The sequence below is a fragment of the Marinibaculum pumilum genome, from assembly GCF_042646425.1.
GTDB lineage: Bacteria > Pseudomonadota > Alphaproteobacteria > Ferrovibrionales > Ferrovibrionaceae > Marinibaculum > Marinibaculum pumilum.
This window is the reverse complement of the sequence record NZ_JBHRTR010000028.1, coordinates 283,477-297,657: the sequence shown is the minus strand read 5'-3', so window position 1 is coordinate 297,657 and position 14,181 is coordinate 283,477. Positions and strand designations below refer to the sequence as shown.

At 70.1% G+C, this 14,181-nt stretch carries 14 protein-coding genes; 4 read left to right on the top strand and 10 right to left on the bottom strand.

All coding sequences use genetic code 11. From position 1 onward, the window contains the following. The first annotated feature begins 57 nt into the window (after positions 1-57). Entirely contained in the window at positions 58-1,692 is a 1,635-nt protein-coding gene (locus ACFOGJ_RS14125; RefSeq protein ID WP_379901427.1) for an isocitrate lyase, read from the top strand. Positions 1,693-1,961: 269 nt separating this feature from the next. On the opposite strand, the gene ACFOGJ_RS14120 is transcribed toward ACFOGJ_RS14125, so the two are convergent. From ACFOGJ_RS14120 to ACFOGJ_RS14100, 5 genes are read right to left on the bottom strand one after another with little or no spacing between them, the layout of a single operon-like run. Continuing rightward, positions 1,962-2,432, bottom strand: coding sequence for a hypothetical protein (locus ACFOGJ_RS14120; RefSeq protein ID WP_379901425.1), 471 nt, complete (start codon positions 2,430-2,432; stop codon positions 1,962-1,964). Between the two features lie 40 nt (positions 2,433-2,472). After that, positions 2,473-3,984: a tripartite tricarboxylate transporter permease gene (locus ACFOGJ_RS14115; protein WP_379901423.1), complete on the bottom strand. Its 1,512-nt coding sequence runs from the start codon at positions 3,982-3,984 to the stop codon at positions 2,473-2,475. 4 nt (positions 3,985-3,988) lie between these two features. Further along, positions 3,989-4,555, bottom strand: coding sequence for a tripartite tricarboxylate transporter TctB family protein (locus ACFOGJ_RS14110; protein ID WP_379901421.1), 567 nt, complete (start codon positions 4,553-4,555; stop codon positions 3,989-3,991). A gap of 19 nt (positions 4,556-4,574) precedes the next feature. Beyond that, entirely contained in the window at positions 4,575-5,537 is a 963-nt protein-coding gene (locus ACFOGJ_RS14105) for a Bug family tripartite tricarboxylate transporter substrate binding protein (protein ID WP_379901419.1), read from the bottom strand. A 60-nt stretch (positions 5,538-5,597) separates the two neighbouring features. Then, the gene (locus ACFOGJ_RS14100) at positions 5,598-6,131 is read right to left on the bottom strand and encodes a MarR family winged helix-turn-helix transcriptional regulator (protein WP_379901417.1); all 534 of its coding nucleotides are present in this window, start codon (positions 6,129-6,131) and stop codon (positions 5,598-5,600) included. Positions 6,132-6,270: 139 nt separating this feature from the next. Here ACFOGJ_RS14100 and ACFOGJ_RS14095 point away from each other — a divergent pair, with 139 nt between their 5' ends. Continuing rightward, entirely contained in the window at positions 6,271-7,056 is a 786-nt protein-coding gene (locus ACFOGJ_RS14095) for a cyclase family protein (RefSeq protein WP_379901415.1), read from the top strand. 7 nt (positions 7,057-7,063) lie between these two features. On the opposite strand, the gene ACFOGJ_RS14090 is transcribed toward ACFOGJ_RS14095, so the two are convergent. Together ACFOGJ_RS14090 and ACFOGJ_RS14085 are read right to left on the bottom strand one after the other, a co-directional pair. Then, a complete protein-coding gene (locus ACFOGJ_RS14090; RefSeq protein ID WP_379901414.1) occupies positions 7,064-8,227 on the bottom strand; it encodes a GGDEF domain-containing protein in 1,164 nt (387 codons plus the stop codon). A gap of 138 nt (positions 8,228-8,365) precedes the next feature. After that, positions 8,366-9,202: a p-hydroxycinnamoyl CoA hydratase/lyase gene (locus ACFOGJ_RS14085; protein ID WP_379901412.1), complete on the bottom strand. Its 837-nt coding sequence runs from the start codon at positions 9,200-9,202 to the stop codon at positions 8,366-8,368. A gap of 72 nt (positions 9,203-9,274) precedes the next feature. Between ACFOGJ_RS14085 and ACFOGJ_RS14080 the strand changes: the two genes are divergently transcribed. Together ACFOGJ_RS14080 and ACFOGJ_RS14075 are read left to right on the top strand one after the other, a co-directional pair. Continuing rightward, the gene (locus ACFOGJ_RS14080; protein ID WP_379901410.1) at positions 9,275-9,742 is read left to right on the top strand and encodes a MarR family winged helix-turn-helix transcriptional regulator; all 468 of its coding nucleotides are present in this window, start codon (positions 9,275-9,277) and stop codon (positions 9,740-9,742) included. A 125-nt stretch (positions 9,743-9,867) separates the two neighbouring features. Further along, a complete protein-coding gene (locus ACFOGJ_RS14075; RefSeq protein ID WP_379901409.1) occupies positions 9,868-11,055 on the top strand; it encodes an LLM class flavin-dependent oxidoreductase in 1,188 nt (395 codons plus the stop codon). Between the two features lie 214 nt (positions 11,056-11,269). On the opposite strand, the gene ACFOGJ_RS14070 is transcribed toward ACFOGJ_RS14075, so the two are convergent. The 3 genes from ACFOGJ_RS14070 to ACFOGJ_RS14060 all read right to left on the bottom strand — a co-directional run bounded on the left by ACFOGJ_RS14070 (position 11,270) and on the right by ACFOGJ_RS14060 (position 14,047). Next, positions 11,270-12,022 (bottom strand): ABC transporter ATP-binding protein, encoded by a 753-nt coding sequence (locus tag ACFOGJ_RS14070; RefSeq protein ID WP_379901407.1) that lies wholly within the window; start codon positions 12,020-12,022, stop codon positions 11,270-11,272. Then, positions 12,019-12,993: a branched-chain amino acid ABC transporter permease gene (locus ACFOGJ_RS14065; protein WP_379901405.1), complete on the bottom strand. Its 975-nt coding sequence runs from the start codon at positions 12,991-12,993 to the stop codon at positions 12,019-12,021. The genes ACFOGJ_RS14070 and ACFOGJ_RS14065 overlap by 4 nt, the downstream gene beginning before the upstream one ends. A gap of 187 nt (positions 12,994-13,180) precedes the next feature. Further along, entirely contained in the window at positions 13,181-14,047 is an 867-nt protein-coding gene (locus ACFOGJ_RS14060) for a branched-chain amino acid ABC transporter permease (protein ID WP_379901403.1), read from the bottom strand. Between the last annotated feature and the right edge of the window lie 134 nt (positions 14,048-14,181).

Here is a 14,181-nt window from a genome sequence, read left to right as displayed (position 1 = left end):
GTCGTTATTCCAGCGCCGCCCCGCAGCGGATGCCGGCGGACCGAGAGGAGCCAAGCGATGACCGACCGTACCCGAAAGAGCTATGCCGAGATCCGCGCCGAACTGCTGGCGCGCTACCCCCAGGGCCATGCCCCCGGCGGGGTGGATATCGACCATATCGTGCAGCTGAAGATCCAGGGCGGCTATGCCAGCCACCTGGAGATCGCGCGCGAAATGGCCGGCGTGATGCGGGCCGACATGGCGGCCTACGACCTGGACCCGTCGCGCTTCACCCAGTCCCTGGGCTGCTGGTCGGGCTTCCACGCGCAGCAGATGATCAAGTCGGTGAAGCGCCTGCGCGGCACCACCAAGGGCGCCTATGTCTACCTCTCCGGCTGGATGGTGGCGGGCCTGCGCAACCGCTTCGGCCACCTGCCCGACCAGAGCATGCATGAGAAGACCGCCGTCGCCGACCTGATCCAGGAGATCTACACCTCCCTGCGGCAGGCCGACGAGGTGGCGCTGAACGACCTGTTCCAGGAACTGAAGGCGGCGCGCGCCGGCGGCGCCTCCGAGGCGACGATCGCGGAGATCGTCGCCCGCATCGACGGCTTCGAGACGCATGTGGTGCCGATCATCGCCGATATCGACGCCGGCTTCGGCAACGAGCATGCGACCTACCTGCTGGCGAAGGAGCTGATCCGCGCCGGCGCCTGCTGCCTGCAGATCGAGAACCAGGTCTCCGATGCCAAGCAGTGCGGCCACCAGGACGGCAAGGTCACCGTGCCGCGCGAGGATTTCATCGAGAAGCTGCGCGCCTGCCGCCTGGCGTTCGAGGAACTGGGGGTCGACGACGGCGTGATCGTCGCCCGCACCGACAGCCTGGGCGCCGGCCTGACCCAGAAGATCCCGGTCAGCCAGGCCCCCGGCGACCTGGCCGCCGACTATATCAAGTGGCTGAAGGTGGAGGAGATCGACACCACCCGGCCGATGGAAGAGGGCGAGATGGCGATCTGGCGCGACGGCCGTTTCGTCCGCCCGGTGCGCCTGCCCAACGGCCTGTTCGCCTTCCAGGACGATACCGGCCGGCAGCGGGTGATCGAGGATTGCATTGCGAGCCTGACCATCGGCGGCGCCGACCTCCTGTGGATCGAGACCGCGACCCCGGACGTGGACGAGATCGCGGGCATGGTGGCGGAGATCCGCAAGGTCGTGCCGAACGCCAAGCTGACCTACAACAACTCGCCGTCCTTCAACTGGACCCTGAACCTGCGCAAGCAGGTGCGCCGCGACTGGATCGCCGAGGGCCGCATCGCCGAGGGCGATTATCCGGACGGCGCCGCGCTGATGTCGGCCGATTATGACGCGACCGACCTGGGCCGCGAGGCGGACGACCGGCTGCGCCGCTTCCAGGCGGACATCGCCACCCGGGCCGGTGTGTTCCACAACCTGATCACCCTGCCGACCTTCCACCTGACGGCGAAGGGCACCGACGAGCTGTCGCGCGGCTATTTCGGCGAGGACCGGATGCTGGCCTACGTGAACACGATCCAGCGCGAGGAGATCCGCCGCGGCGTCAGCGCGGTGAAGCACCAGCACGAGGTCGGAAGCGACCTGGGCGATACGTTCAAGGAGATGGTGGCCGGCGACCGCGCCCTGAAGGCGGGCGGCGCCCACAACACCATGAACCAGTTCGAGGCGGCGGCCGAGTAGCTACCGCATCGCGAGCCTTCACTGCAGCCGGCCCGCCGCAAGATCCCCGCGGCGGGCCGGCTTTTTTTGCAGCGTTCACCACCAGCCCCTCCAGTCGTTCCCGGGCTAGACCCGAGAACCCCAGCGCCAGCGTCGACGCCGCGCGGCCCGGCAGCGTCAACGGTCCGTCGCGATCCTCGGCTCGGAGGCCGAGGATGACGGCGAAGCAGGAGTGCGGGGGAAGCAGGAGTGGCAGGGCGGCCGAGGATGACGGGACCGCTGGAGCCCCCCTACAGCCGGTTGCGGCTGAGGAGGAAGCGAAGGATGAAGCGGTCCGCCTCGATCAGGCGGACATAGACGCCGTCGACCACCAGGGTCTGCGGCAAAGCTGCGGGATCGAAGCGCAGCTCGCTGCTGCCGCCGTCCAGGAAGGTCCGGGGCTGACCCTCCGGCGCATAGATCACCACGTCGCGACGCTGCAGCACCGCCGCCCCGTCCTGCAGGCCTTCATAGGTCAGGACGGTCATGCCGCCGCGGCCGCTGCGGCCCATGATGTCGCCATCGTCGTCGGACTCGCCGCTTTCCCGGCTCAGGGTGACCAGTTCGTCGCCGACCCCGGCCATCCGCACCACGCCCAGCTGCTGCGCCAGGCTGCGCTGCGCGGCAAAGCCGGACGGTCCCTCCGGCAGCGCACTGCCCTGCTGGCAGGCGCCGCAGGCGATCGCCACGACCAGCGTCGCGGCAAGACGGCGCGCGGACATCGGCTCCCCCCTATCGGCTTCCTCAAACCCCGTCGGGAGTCTAGCCGATCATTCGTCCGGTGGTATCCCCGCCGCGTCTGCGCGCCAGCCGCCCGCGCAGCCAGGGCAAAGCGGCGATCAGCACTGCCACCGCGACGATCGCCAGGGTCAGCGGCCTTTCCAGCATGATCAGCGGGCTGCCTTCCCCCAGGCTCAGGGTCTGGCGCAGCCGGTCCTCGATGATCGGCCCCATCACGATCCCCATCACCAGCGAGACCAGGGGCCATTTCAGCCGCAGCAGCAGGTAGCCCAGCGCACCGGCCGCAAGTGCCACGCCGCAGTCGAACAGCCGGGTGTTCACCGCATAGATGCCGGTCAGGGAGACCGCGATCACCGCCACCGCCAGGACCGGCGGCGGCACCCTCACGATCAGCGCGAAGGGGCGCAGGAAGACCGCCAGCACCGCAAAGGCCACCAGGTTGATCAGCAGCATCGACCAGTAGAGGGTGGAGATCAGCGCCGGCTCCTTCACCAGCAGCAGCGGCCCCGGATAGATCCCGTTGAGGGTGAAGATCCCCAGCAGCACCGCGCTCAGCGCCTCCCCCGGGATGCCCAGGGTCAGGAGCGGGATCAGCGCGCCGGCCGGGACGGCATTGTTCGCCGCCTCCGCCGCCACGCAGCCTTCTGGCGTACCCTTGCCGAAATCCTCCGGCTGCCGCGACCGCCGCTTCGCCACGTCATAGGCGACGAAGGAGGCGAGCACCGAGCCCGGCCCGGGCAGCAGGCCGATGAAGGTGCCGATCACGCCGGAGCGCAGCAGGGTCTTCCAGTAGCGGAAGGTACCGGCGATCTTCGAGAAGTCGAGGCTGGAGCGGCTGAGACTCAACCGGTCGGTCTTCAGGATGCCCTGCTCCAGCAGCAGCAGCGACTGGCCGATGCCGAACAGGCCCAGCACGAGGGCCACCAGGTCCAGCCCGTTCTGCATGTCCCAGAACCCGAAGGTGAAGCGCGGGCTGAGGGTCGGCCCGTCGATGCCGATCGTGGACAGGAACAGGCCCAGGCCTAGCAGCAGGATCCCCTGGCCCAGCCGGTCGCGGAAGGCGACCACCACCAGCAGCACGCCCAGCACCGCGGCGGCCAGGTATTCCGGCGGCCCGAAGCTGGCGGCGATGCCCGACAAGAGCGGCGCCATCGCCACCAGGATGACGATGCTGATCAGCCCGCCGCCCAGGCTGCCGACCAGCGCGGCGGAGAGCGCGGTCTGCGCCTCCCCCCGCTCGGTCAGGGGGAAGCCGTCGAAGCTGGTGACGATGGAGGAGGGCACGCCGGGGGTGCGCAGCAGGATCGCCGGCACCGCGCCGCCGAAATAGCCGCCGCAGAACACCCCCAGCAGCAGGGAAAGCGCGACCGACGCCTCCAGCGAGAAGGTGAAGGGCAGCAGCACCACCATGCCGACCATCGGCCCCAGGCCGGGCAGCACGCCGACCACCAGGCCGACGATCGTGCCGATCAGCAGGGCCAGAAGGTTCGGCGCGGCGAAGGCCGCGGCGAAGCCGTCGAACAGGAAGTCCATCGGCTCAGTTTCCCGGCGACAGATCGGCCAGCCAGTCGCCGACCAGGGTGGCGGGGAACCAGATGTCCAGGAAGCTGCGGAACGCCAGGTGGAGCAGCAGGGTCAGGGCGGCCGCGACCAGCGGCGCGGCGATCGGCCGGCGCCAGCCGGCGACCCGGAAGCCGGCCAGCAGGGCCAGGAAGGTGGCGGCCTGCAGGCCGATCGCCAGGATCGCCAGCGGGAAGGCGCACATCACCCCGAACAACCCGGCGGCCCGCCAGGGAAAGCCATGACCGTCGATGCGCCAGATGTCCGCAGCACCGCTGCCGGCGAGCATCAGCCGGCCTAGCCGCCAGGCGGCCGGCACCGCGCCCGCCGCCGTGATGCCGAGCGCGATCAGCGGGAAGATCAGCGGGCCCTTGTAGAACGGGTCGGGACCTTCGGTATCCACCAGCCAGGGCGCCGCCGCCAGCAGGGCCAGGGCCACGGCGCCCAGCAGCACCGCCACAAGGTCATGGGGCATCGGGTCGTGAGCCGCGGCGCCGGCCCGTGCCTGCGGGTCCGGCGCCGCCGCCTGCGAAGGCTCGGTCATCGACTGCCGGCCGCGGCCGTTATTTCGTGATGCCGAGATCCTTCATCACGGCGCCGAACTCCCCCAGTTCCCGGTCCATGCGCGCACGCGCCTCCTCCGGGCCGGTGGGATGGGCGACGACCCCGGTATTGGCGATCACCTCCTGCACCTTCGGATCCTCCATGGCGGAGAAGAAGGCGGCCGACAGCTTGTCGACGATCGCCTTGTCGGTGTCCTTCGGCACGAAGGCGCCGAACCAGATCGAATAGGCATCGCCGAAGCCCTGCTCCTCGACCGTGGGCACGTCGGGATATTTCGGCAGCCGGCCCGGCAGCATCGCCGCCAGGATCTTCATCTTGCCGGATTCCACATAGTCGGTGAGGCCGGGGGTGGAGAAGGTGATGACATCGGCATCGCCCTGCACCACCAGCAGGGGGTTCAGCTTCTGGTAGGCGGTCTCCTTCCATTCGAAGCCGCCCTGCTGCGCCACCTTCATGGCGATCAGGGTCGGCACCGCGCCCAGGCCCCAATGGGCCAGGCGCAGGTCATGCTCCTTGCCGTATTCGGCCAGCTCCTGGAGGTTGGAATAGGGCGCGTCGGCGCGGGCGGCCAGGGTGAAGGGGCTGGACCAGACCAGGCCCAGCGGCTGCAGGTCCTGGTTCTGGTAGGGCGTCTTGCCGCGCAGCACCTGGGTGATCATCGGGCCGATGGAGATCAGGCCGATGGTGTAGCCGTCGGGGCGGGCATTGGCGAGTTCCGCCGCGCCCAGCACGGCGCCGCCGCCGGGCTTGTTCACCACCTTGACCGGCACGCCCAGCTTCTCCGACATCACCGGCGCGATGGCGGTGGCGACCAGGGTGGAAGGATCGTTCGGCGCCGGCCAGGGGATCAGGATCTGGATCGGCTTTTCCGGCCATTCGGCCGCGGCCGGGCCGGCCGCCAGGGTGGCGAAGGCCACGACGCAGAGCGCCGCCAAGGCCAGGTGCAGGACTTTCCGGAACATGCTTTCTCTCCCCTTGTGCGCGGGCATAAGCGGCCCGCATTCCGCCGACGGTCGCCGCCGTCAGTCTTCCCCCGCGCCGTCGATCTCCGTATCGGCACGGTTCGCCATGAACGGCTGCAGCCGGTCCAGCAGGGCGAACAGGGTGCGCGCCTCTGCCGGGCTCAGCGCCGCCAGCACCCGCTGGTTCCGCTCCAGCGCCCCCTGCAGCACCCGGTCGTGCAACAGGCGGCCCGCCGGGCTCGGCCGCAGCAGCAGGGTCCGCCCATCCTCCGCGTCGGCTTCCGCCTGCAGCAGGCCGCGCCCGGCCAGCCCCTTCACCACGCGGCTCAAGCGCCCCTTGTCGACCAGCAGCGCCCGCGCCACCGCACCGAAACGCACCGGCGCCATCGCCGTCACCACCCCCAGCACCCGCCATTCCTGCAGCCGCAGGCCGTGTTCCCTCAGCAGCCAGTCCGCCCCCAGGCGGTCGCCGGTCGCCGCCAGCATCGCCAGGCGGAAGGTCAGCAGGTCCCGGATATCGTCGACGGGCGGATGCCGCGCCGGCGGCGCGGCGGCGGAGGTTGCGGCCGGCTGCCCGGATCGTCGCTTCTTCAAGACGGCCTTTCGTTGTTCAGGTCAACGATATCGTCCCGCCCGCGCGGCGGCTTGTCAATGCGCCGCGGCCCCGCCGGCGCTATGCTCGCCGCAAGCGGCGCACCTTTGCTGCAGCCGCATCCTGGGAGAGGAAGCCAGCATGACCCGCCAGTTCATCGACCTGTCGATCCCGATCTGCACCGACATCGTCTCCGACCCGGAGATCCTGAAGCCGCAGATCGAGTACATGGCCCATGGCGAGACCTTTCCCCAGATGGCGCCCTTCTTCCCCGGCCTGGCGCAGGACGACCTGCCCGACGGGGAGGCCTGGGCGGTGGAGCGGCTGACCCTGTCGACCCACAACGGCACCCATATGGATGCGCCCTGGCATTACCACTCGACCACGGATGAGGGCCGCAGCCCCGCACCGAGCATCGACGAGGCGCCGCTGGACCTGTTCATGCGCCCCGGGGTGAAGCTGGACTTCCGGCGCTTCGCCGACGGCTATGTCGCCACCGCCGCCGACGTGGCGGCCGAACTGGACCGCATCGGCCATGACCTGCAGCCGAAGGACATCGTGCTGGTTAACACCGCCGCCGGGTCGGTCTATGGCGACCCCGACCGCGACTATGTGAATACCGGCTGCGGCATGGGGGCGGAGGCGACCCTGTACCTGACGGAGCGCGGCGTGCAGGTGGTCGGCACCGACGCCTGGTCCTGGGACGCGCCCTTCTCCTTCACGGCGAAACGCTTCGCGGAGACGAAGGACCCGGCGATCATCTGGGAGGGGCACAAGGCGGGCCGGGTCCGGCCCTACTACCAGATCGAGAAGCTGCACGGCCTGGAGCAGCTGCCGCCCAGCGGCTTCACTTTCTGCTGCTTCCCGACCAAGATCAAAGGCGCCTCCGCCGGGTGGATCCGCGCGGTGGCGATCCTGGAGGGCTGAGCGGGCCCTACGCGGTGCGGGCCAGCACCGGGCGCGGCCGGGCCGCCAGCGCCACCCGGTCGCGGCCGGCGGCCTTCGCGGCATAGAGCGCCCGGTCCGCTTCCGCCAGCGCCTGCGTGACATCGGTGGCGGCCGGCGGCAGCAGCGCGACGCCGACGCTCACCGTCACCGGGATCGCGGCGCCGTCGGCCTCCACCGGCGTGCGGGCGAGCGCCGCACGGATCCGGTCGGCCAACGCCTGCGCCGCGTCCAGATCGTCGACCGCCGCGACCGCGAGGAATTCCTCTCCGCCCAGCCGGCCGAACAGGTCCTGCGGCCCCAGTTGCCCCTCGGCCACGCCGCAGAAGGCGGCCAGAACGCGGTCGCCCGCGAGATGGCCGTGGCGGTCGTTGACCTCCTTGAAATGGTCCAGATCGAACATCAGCAGTGCGAGCCGGTCCTTGCCGGCGCCCGCTCCGGCCAGCAGTGCCGGCAGGCCCGCGAAAAGCCCCCGCCGGTTCAGGATGCCGGTCAGCGGATCGATGGTCGCCAGATGCTGCAACCGGCCCTCGTCGCGCTCGCGGATCATCTTCGCCCCGAACACCATCATCACCAGCAGAACGACAAGCGAGATGAAGCCGTTGGCCCAGGCGATCGGATAGGCGTCGAGCGAGAGCGGTCGGTACCAGGCCACCCCGGCCGTGGCCAACGCCGTCCAGGCCGCAACCACCAGGAAGATGATCGCCATCGGGCGCCGGCTGCGCGACGCCTCGGGTCCGCGCGGCCAGAACGCATGTGCGAGCATGAGATGCCCGGGAACGCCGCTGCCCAGGATGAAGACCTGTCGCAGCCAGAGGGTGTCGTGCACCGTCGGGAAGAAGAGAACGGGCAGGTAGACCGCGATCGGCAGCAACGCCCGCGGATGCAGGGCCCAGCCATTGAACCGGTAGACTCCCAGGATCCAAAGGGTCATGGCCGCGACGGTGAGCAGATTGCCGACGCCGATGGACAGCCAGTCCGGGATCGCGCCGCGGGCCGCGATCAGTCCCACACCGACCGCGGCGGCGAGAAACCCCGCCCCCAGCCAGACATAGGCCGGCATGCTGCGGTCGCGGAGCCACAGGGCGACAAGGATCCCGGCGATCGTCAGTGCCGCCAGGCTCCACATCGCGAGGACTGTGAACAGGTCCACCACCGGCCGCGCCCCGAATCCGTTGCGTCCGGCAACCATCCAGGTGCCGGGTCCGTCAACTCAAGGGTTTACGCCACTTCGCCGGCCGGCCCAAGTGCCGCCGCGGGCACCTGCGGCCTGGCCGGTGCCCGGGCGGGATCAGCGCCTGTAGCTCGCCAGGCCCGGCTTGTAGCTCTTGTCGTCGATGAACTGGCGGATGCCCGCCTTGCGCCCCTCGGTCTTGTCGAGGAAGGCCAGGCTCTCCTGCCGCACCACCAGGTAGTCCTCGGCGGTGTCGAAGGGCATCTCCACCACCCGCTTGAAGGCGTCCTTCGCCGCCTTCAGGGTGGCGGGATTCTTTTCCAGCAGGACCTTCGCCACCTCGGCCACCCGGCCGCGCAGGGCGTCGGCCGGAACCGACTCGTTCACCAGGCCGACAGCGGCGGCGCGGCGACCGTCGAAGGTCTCACCTGTCATGATGTAGTAGAGCGCGTCGCGCTGCCCCAGCAGATCGGCCACCACCTTGGTCACATTGCCGCCGGGGATGATGCCCCAGTTGATCTCCGACAGGCCGAACTGCGCATCCTCCGCCGCGAAGGCCAGGTCGCAGGCGAAGAGCGGCGAGAAGGCGCCGCCGAAGCACCAGCCGTTGACCATCGCGATGGTCGGCTTCTCCAGCCAGCGCAGGCGCCGCCACCAGCCATAGGCGTCGCGCTGCGCCCGGCGCACGGCCAGATGCCCCTTCTCCTCGGTTTCGCGGAAATATTCCTTCAGGTCCATCCCGGCGGAGAAGGCCTCGCCCGCGCCGGTCAGCACCATCACGCCGACCCGCTCGTCCGCCTCCACCGCGTCGAGCACCTCGTGCATGTAGGCATTCAGCGCCGGGTTCATCGCATTGCGCTTGTCCGGCCGGTTCAGCGACACCCAGGCGATGCCGTCCGCCACCTCGACCAGCGCCAGCGGCACCGCATCCGTCGCCCGATCCTGTTCCTGCACCCGGCCTTCCATCGCTTTCGCTCCTTGCCATGCCGATCGATGACAGGCATATTGTTATATTGCATAACTGTTATGGTCAATATCGAAATGCACGGTTCCAGCGCGATCGAGAACAGCGGCATCGGCGGCCAGCTGGGCTTCCTGCTGCGCCAGGCGCAGGCTGCGGTCTGGCAGGATCTGATCGCCACCCTGGCGCCCTTCGACCTGCGCCCTGCGCAATACGCGGCCTTGCGCATCGTCCGCGCCAGCCCGGGCTGCAAGCAGCAGGAGATCGGCGATGCGCTGGGTATCCAGCGCCCCAACATGGTGCGACTGGTGGACGATCTGCGTGCCCGCGGGCTGCTGACCACGGTGCGCAACCCGGCGGACCGTCGCAGCTATGCCCTGGAACTGACCGCGGCCGGCACCGAACTCATGGCGCGCGCCGACCGCGCCCATGACGGCCACGAGGCGCGACTTGCCGCCTGCCTGGGCGACGCCGATACGGTCGCGCTGAACGGCGCCCTGCGCCAGCTGGGCCGGCTGGGCGGCGGCGGCTGAGCCGCCCCGCCCGGCACGCAGGGCAGGTCTGGCGATTCCCCCCTGGCTGCCGCCGCCATGGCGGCTACACTCCCGGTTGCATGGCCGGCCCGCGCCGGCGGTGCGACAGTCATTGGGAGGAAACAATGTCCAATCCGAACCCGCCCGGGCGCATGCGCTTCGGGATCTTCCTGGCGCCGTTCCACAAGCCGGGAATCAACCCCACCCTGGCGATGCAGCGCGACCTGGAGCTGATGCAGTGGCTCGACCGCTGCGGCTATGACGAGGCATGGATCGGCGAGCATCATTCCGCCGGCTCGGAGCTGATCGCCTCGCCCGAGATCTTCATCGCCGCGGCGGCACAGCACACGAAGAACATCCGTCTGGGCACCGGGGTGGTCAGCCTCAGCTACCACAACCCGCTCTGGGTGGCGGAGCGGATCGTCATGCTCGACCACCTGACCCGCGGCCGCGCGATGCTCGGCGTGGGTCCCGGCGCCCTGCCGACGGACGCGGCGATGATCGGCCTGTCGCAGTCGCAGACCCGCGACCTGCTGGAGCAGAGCCTCGGCGTGATCATGCAGCTGCTGACCAGCGAGGACCCGGTCACCTTCAAGAACGACCGCTGGGACCTGCGCGAGGCGCGGCTGCACCTGCGGCCCTATTCCGAGCCGCTTTTCGACATCTGCACCGCCGCCGTCGCCTCCCCCGCCGGGCCGCGGCTGGGCGGCCGGCACGGCACCGGCCTGCTCTCCATCGGCGCCACCACCGCCGCCGGCTTCGACGCGCTCGCCCTGCACTGGGACGTGATGGAGGCGGAGGCGAAGGCGCACGGCAAGACGGTCGACCGCTCCAAATGGCGGCTCGTCGGCCTGGTCCATTGCGCGGAGACCAAGGAGCAGGCGATCAAGGACGTCGCCTATGGCATGGAGCAGTGGTTCCACTATTTCCAGGCGGTCGCCGCCTTCCCGCAGATGGCGGTGCCCGGCGACAATCTGGAGGAGATGATCGCTTTCGTGAACGACTCCGGCTTCGGCGCGATCGGCACCCCGGACATGGTGGTGGCGCAGATCGAGCGGCTGCAGGCGCAGTCCAACGGCGGCTTCGGCGCCTACCTGATGCTGGCGCACAACTGGGCCAACCCGGAGGCCACCCGCCGCAGCTACGAGCTGATCGCCAACGACGTGATGCCGCATTTCCAGGGCCATCACGCGGCCACCATGGGCGCCGCGGCGCGGGCGCAGAAGCTGCGGCCCGAACTGGCCGAGATCCACCAGAAGGCGGTGGAGGATATGGGCGTCAAGTACCAGGCGGAGGTCGCGGCCCGGAACTGACGGCAGGGTCAGGCCGACGGCCGGATCCGCCATCATCGCGGCACCGCACCGCTGGCGGAATGGGTTCCCGGGTCAGGCCCGGGAACGACGGGCAAGGGGGGATGGCGGCCGGCCACCACCTCCCGCGTCATCCTCGCCCTTGAGGCGAGGATCCATTCCGCAGGCCCTGCGGCATCCTCGCCGCCGGCGGCACGGGTCGAGGCGGAGGTCGCCGTCAGCCGGCGGCTTCCCTTTCCTCCTCCTCTGCTTCCCCCAGGTAGGCGCGCACCACCTCCGGCTCGCTCAGCACCTGCGCCGGCGGGCCCTCGGCGATCCGGCTGCCGGAATTCATCACCACGCAGCGGTCGCAGAGGCTGCGGATCGCGTGCATGACATGCTCCACCAGGATGATGGTGCGCCCCTCGTCCCGCAGGCCGGCGATCAGCGCGATGCCGGTCTGCAGCTCGGTCGGGTTCAGGCCGGCCAGCCATTCGTCCAGCAGCAGCAGCGCCGGATCGCCGGCCAGCGCGCGCGCCAGTTCCAGCCGCTTCTGGTCGATATAGGTCAGCTGCTCCGGCGCCTCGCCCTCGCGGCCGCCCAGGCCGACCCGCTGCAGCAGGGTGCGGGCCTCCGCCTCCAGCGCCGGGCCCCAGGCACGACGATGGCCGAAGACGCCGCCGGCCATCACGTTCTCCAGCACCGACAGGCCGGGCAGGACGCGCACCAGCTGGAAGGTGCGGCCGACCCCGGCCTGCGCCACGCGGTCGGGCCGCAGGCCCGAGAGCGGCCGGCCGCGCAGGCGGATCGTGCCGGCGCTGGGCGTCAGGGCGCCGGAGATCAGGTTGATCATCGTGGTCTTGCCGGAACCGTTCGGGCCGATCAGGCCCAGCACCTCGTGTTCGGCCACCGTGAAGCTGACCGCGTTCACCGCGGTCAGGCCGCCGAAGCGCTTCACCACGCCTTCCGCCTGCAGCACCGGCGCCGTCACACGCCGCCGTCCCGGCGCCGCAGCACCTTCTGCACAAGTCCCAGCACGCCCTGCGGCAGCAGGTAGACGATCGCCAGGAAGGCGATGCCCAGCAGCAGGCTGGTCTGGTTCGGAAAGCGCGCGGAGATCACGTCCCACAGCAGGGTGAAGGGGATCACGCCGACCAGCGGCCCCCAGAGTCGCCTGGTGCCGCCCAGCATCGCCATGATCACCACCAGGAAGGAGATCATCGGGTTGAAGGCCGAGGGCGGCTCGATATAGGCGAAGCGCGGCGCCATGACAGCGCCCACCAGCCCGATGAAGGCGCCGGAGATGGTGAACAGGATCACCTTCGCCCGCGCCGTGTCGATGCCGACATGGGCGGCGACCAGCTCGTCATTGCCGATGATCCGCATCGCGAAGCCCAGGCGGGAGCGGTTGACCAGCCAGCCGGTCAGGTAGACCGAAGCCGCCACCGCCAGCAGCATCCAGTACAGATGCATTTCCGTCAGGGCGGTCAGAACATATAGCCCGACCCCGGTGGTGAAGTTGGTCTGGTACCAGGTCACCACCTGCCGCACGAGCTCCGCCAGGCCCAGGGTGAAGATGACGAAATACATGCCCGACAGCCGCAGGGTGGCGAGCCCGACCAGCGCCGCCAGCGCCGCCCCCAGCACGGCGCCGATCGCCAGCAGCAGCGGGAAGGGCAGGATCTCGATGCCGGCGCCGACCGCATAGGTGCCCAGGCCGAAGAAGGCCGCGGTGGCGAGCGAGACATAGTGCGTGGGGCCGGAGAACAGGGTCCAGGCTGTGCAGAGCGCGGCATACATCGCCAGGTTCACCCCCAGCGACAGCCAGTAGCCCTGGTCCACCAGCGGCAGGCAGGCACAGGCGGCGAAGATCGCGGCGGCGATGCCGCCGGTGCGCCATTCGCGGGGCGTGACGTTCAGGCCCGTCGCGGCCGGTGGCGGGGTATCGTCGACGGCGGTCATGGGGCGGCCCCCACCGCCATATCCGTCATCCTCGGGCCTGACCCGAGGATCGTGGCGGGACCGCGATGCTGCCGGCCGGTGCCCCGGCAACGCCGGAATCGGGATCCTCGGGTCAGGCCCGAGGATGACGGAAGCAGGGAGGTTGCGGCAGCGCCCGCGCTCACGACGGAGGATGACGGAACCGGGCTCACGACGGCGCCCGCCCGAACAGGCCCTGCGGGCGGAACAGCAGGGTCAGGATGAACAGCGCATAGGTCGCCGCCAGGGTCAGGCCGGGATCGATCAGGCTGGCCACCGCGGTCTCCGCCAGGCCCAGGATCAGGGCGGCCAGCACCGCACCGCGGACATCGCCGACCCCGCCCATGATGACGATGATCAGCGCCTTCATGGTGAAGACCACGCCCATCGAGGCGTTGAAGGTGTAGAAGGTCGACAGCAGGGTGCCGCCGGCCGCCGTCACCGCGCCGCCCAGCGCGAAGGCGAAGGCGGAGAAGCGCGGCACGTCGATCGCCACCAGCCCGGCCGCCTCCGGCGCCACCGCCACCGCGCGCACCGCAGTGCCGGCGCGGGTGAAGCCCAGGAACAGCCACAGCCCGCCTGCGATCACGACGGCCGCCAGGAAGGCGACCACCCGGTTCAGGCCATAGGGATTGCCCAGGATCCGGAACGGCTCCGCCAGGAAGCTGTAGGTGAAATACTCGCCGCCGAAGCCCAGCAGCATCAGTCCCTGCAGCAGGAACAGCAGGCCGAAGGTGGCCAGGATGGCGTCGACCTCCAGTGCGCCGCGGCTCTTTGCCCGGCGGACCAGCGGCGCCAGCAGCAGGCGATAGATCAGCCAGTTCAGCGCGAAGGCCGCCGGCGCGATGACCACCAGTCCCAGGATCGGGCTGACCTGGAAGGTGACGAACAGCCAGAACGCGGCGAAGCAGGCGGCGACCAGGGTCTCGCCATTGGCGAGATTCATGATCCGCGCCACGCCGTACTGCAGGGTCAGGCCGATCGCGATCAGCGCATAGGTGCCGCTCAGCAGGACCCCGGTGACGATTATGTCCATGGCGCGGCTGCCTCAGCCTCCTGTGCCGTCTGCGGAAAGAACCCGCCCCGCCGCAGATGCGGCGGGGCGGGCGCCGTACCCCCCTGAATCGGGCCGGACCGGCGCTCCGCCAGGTCCCCTGGAGTGCCGGTCCG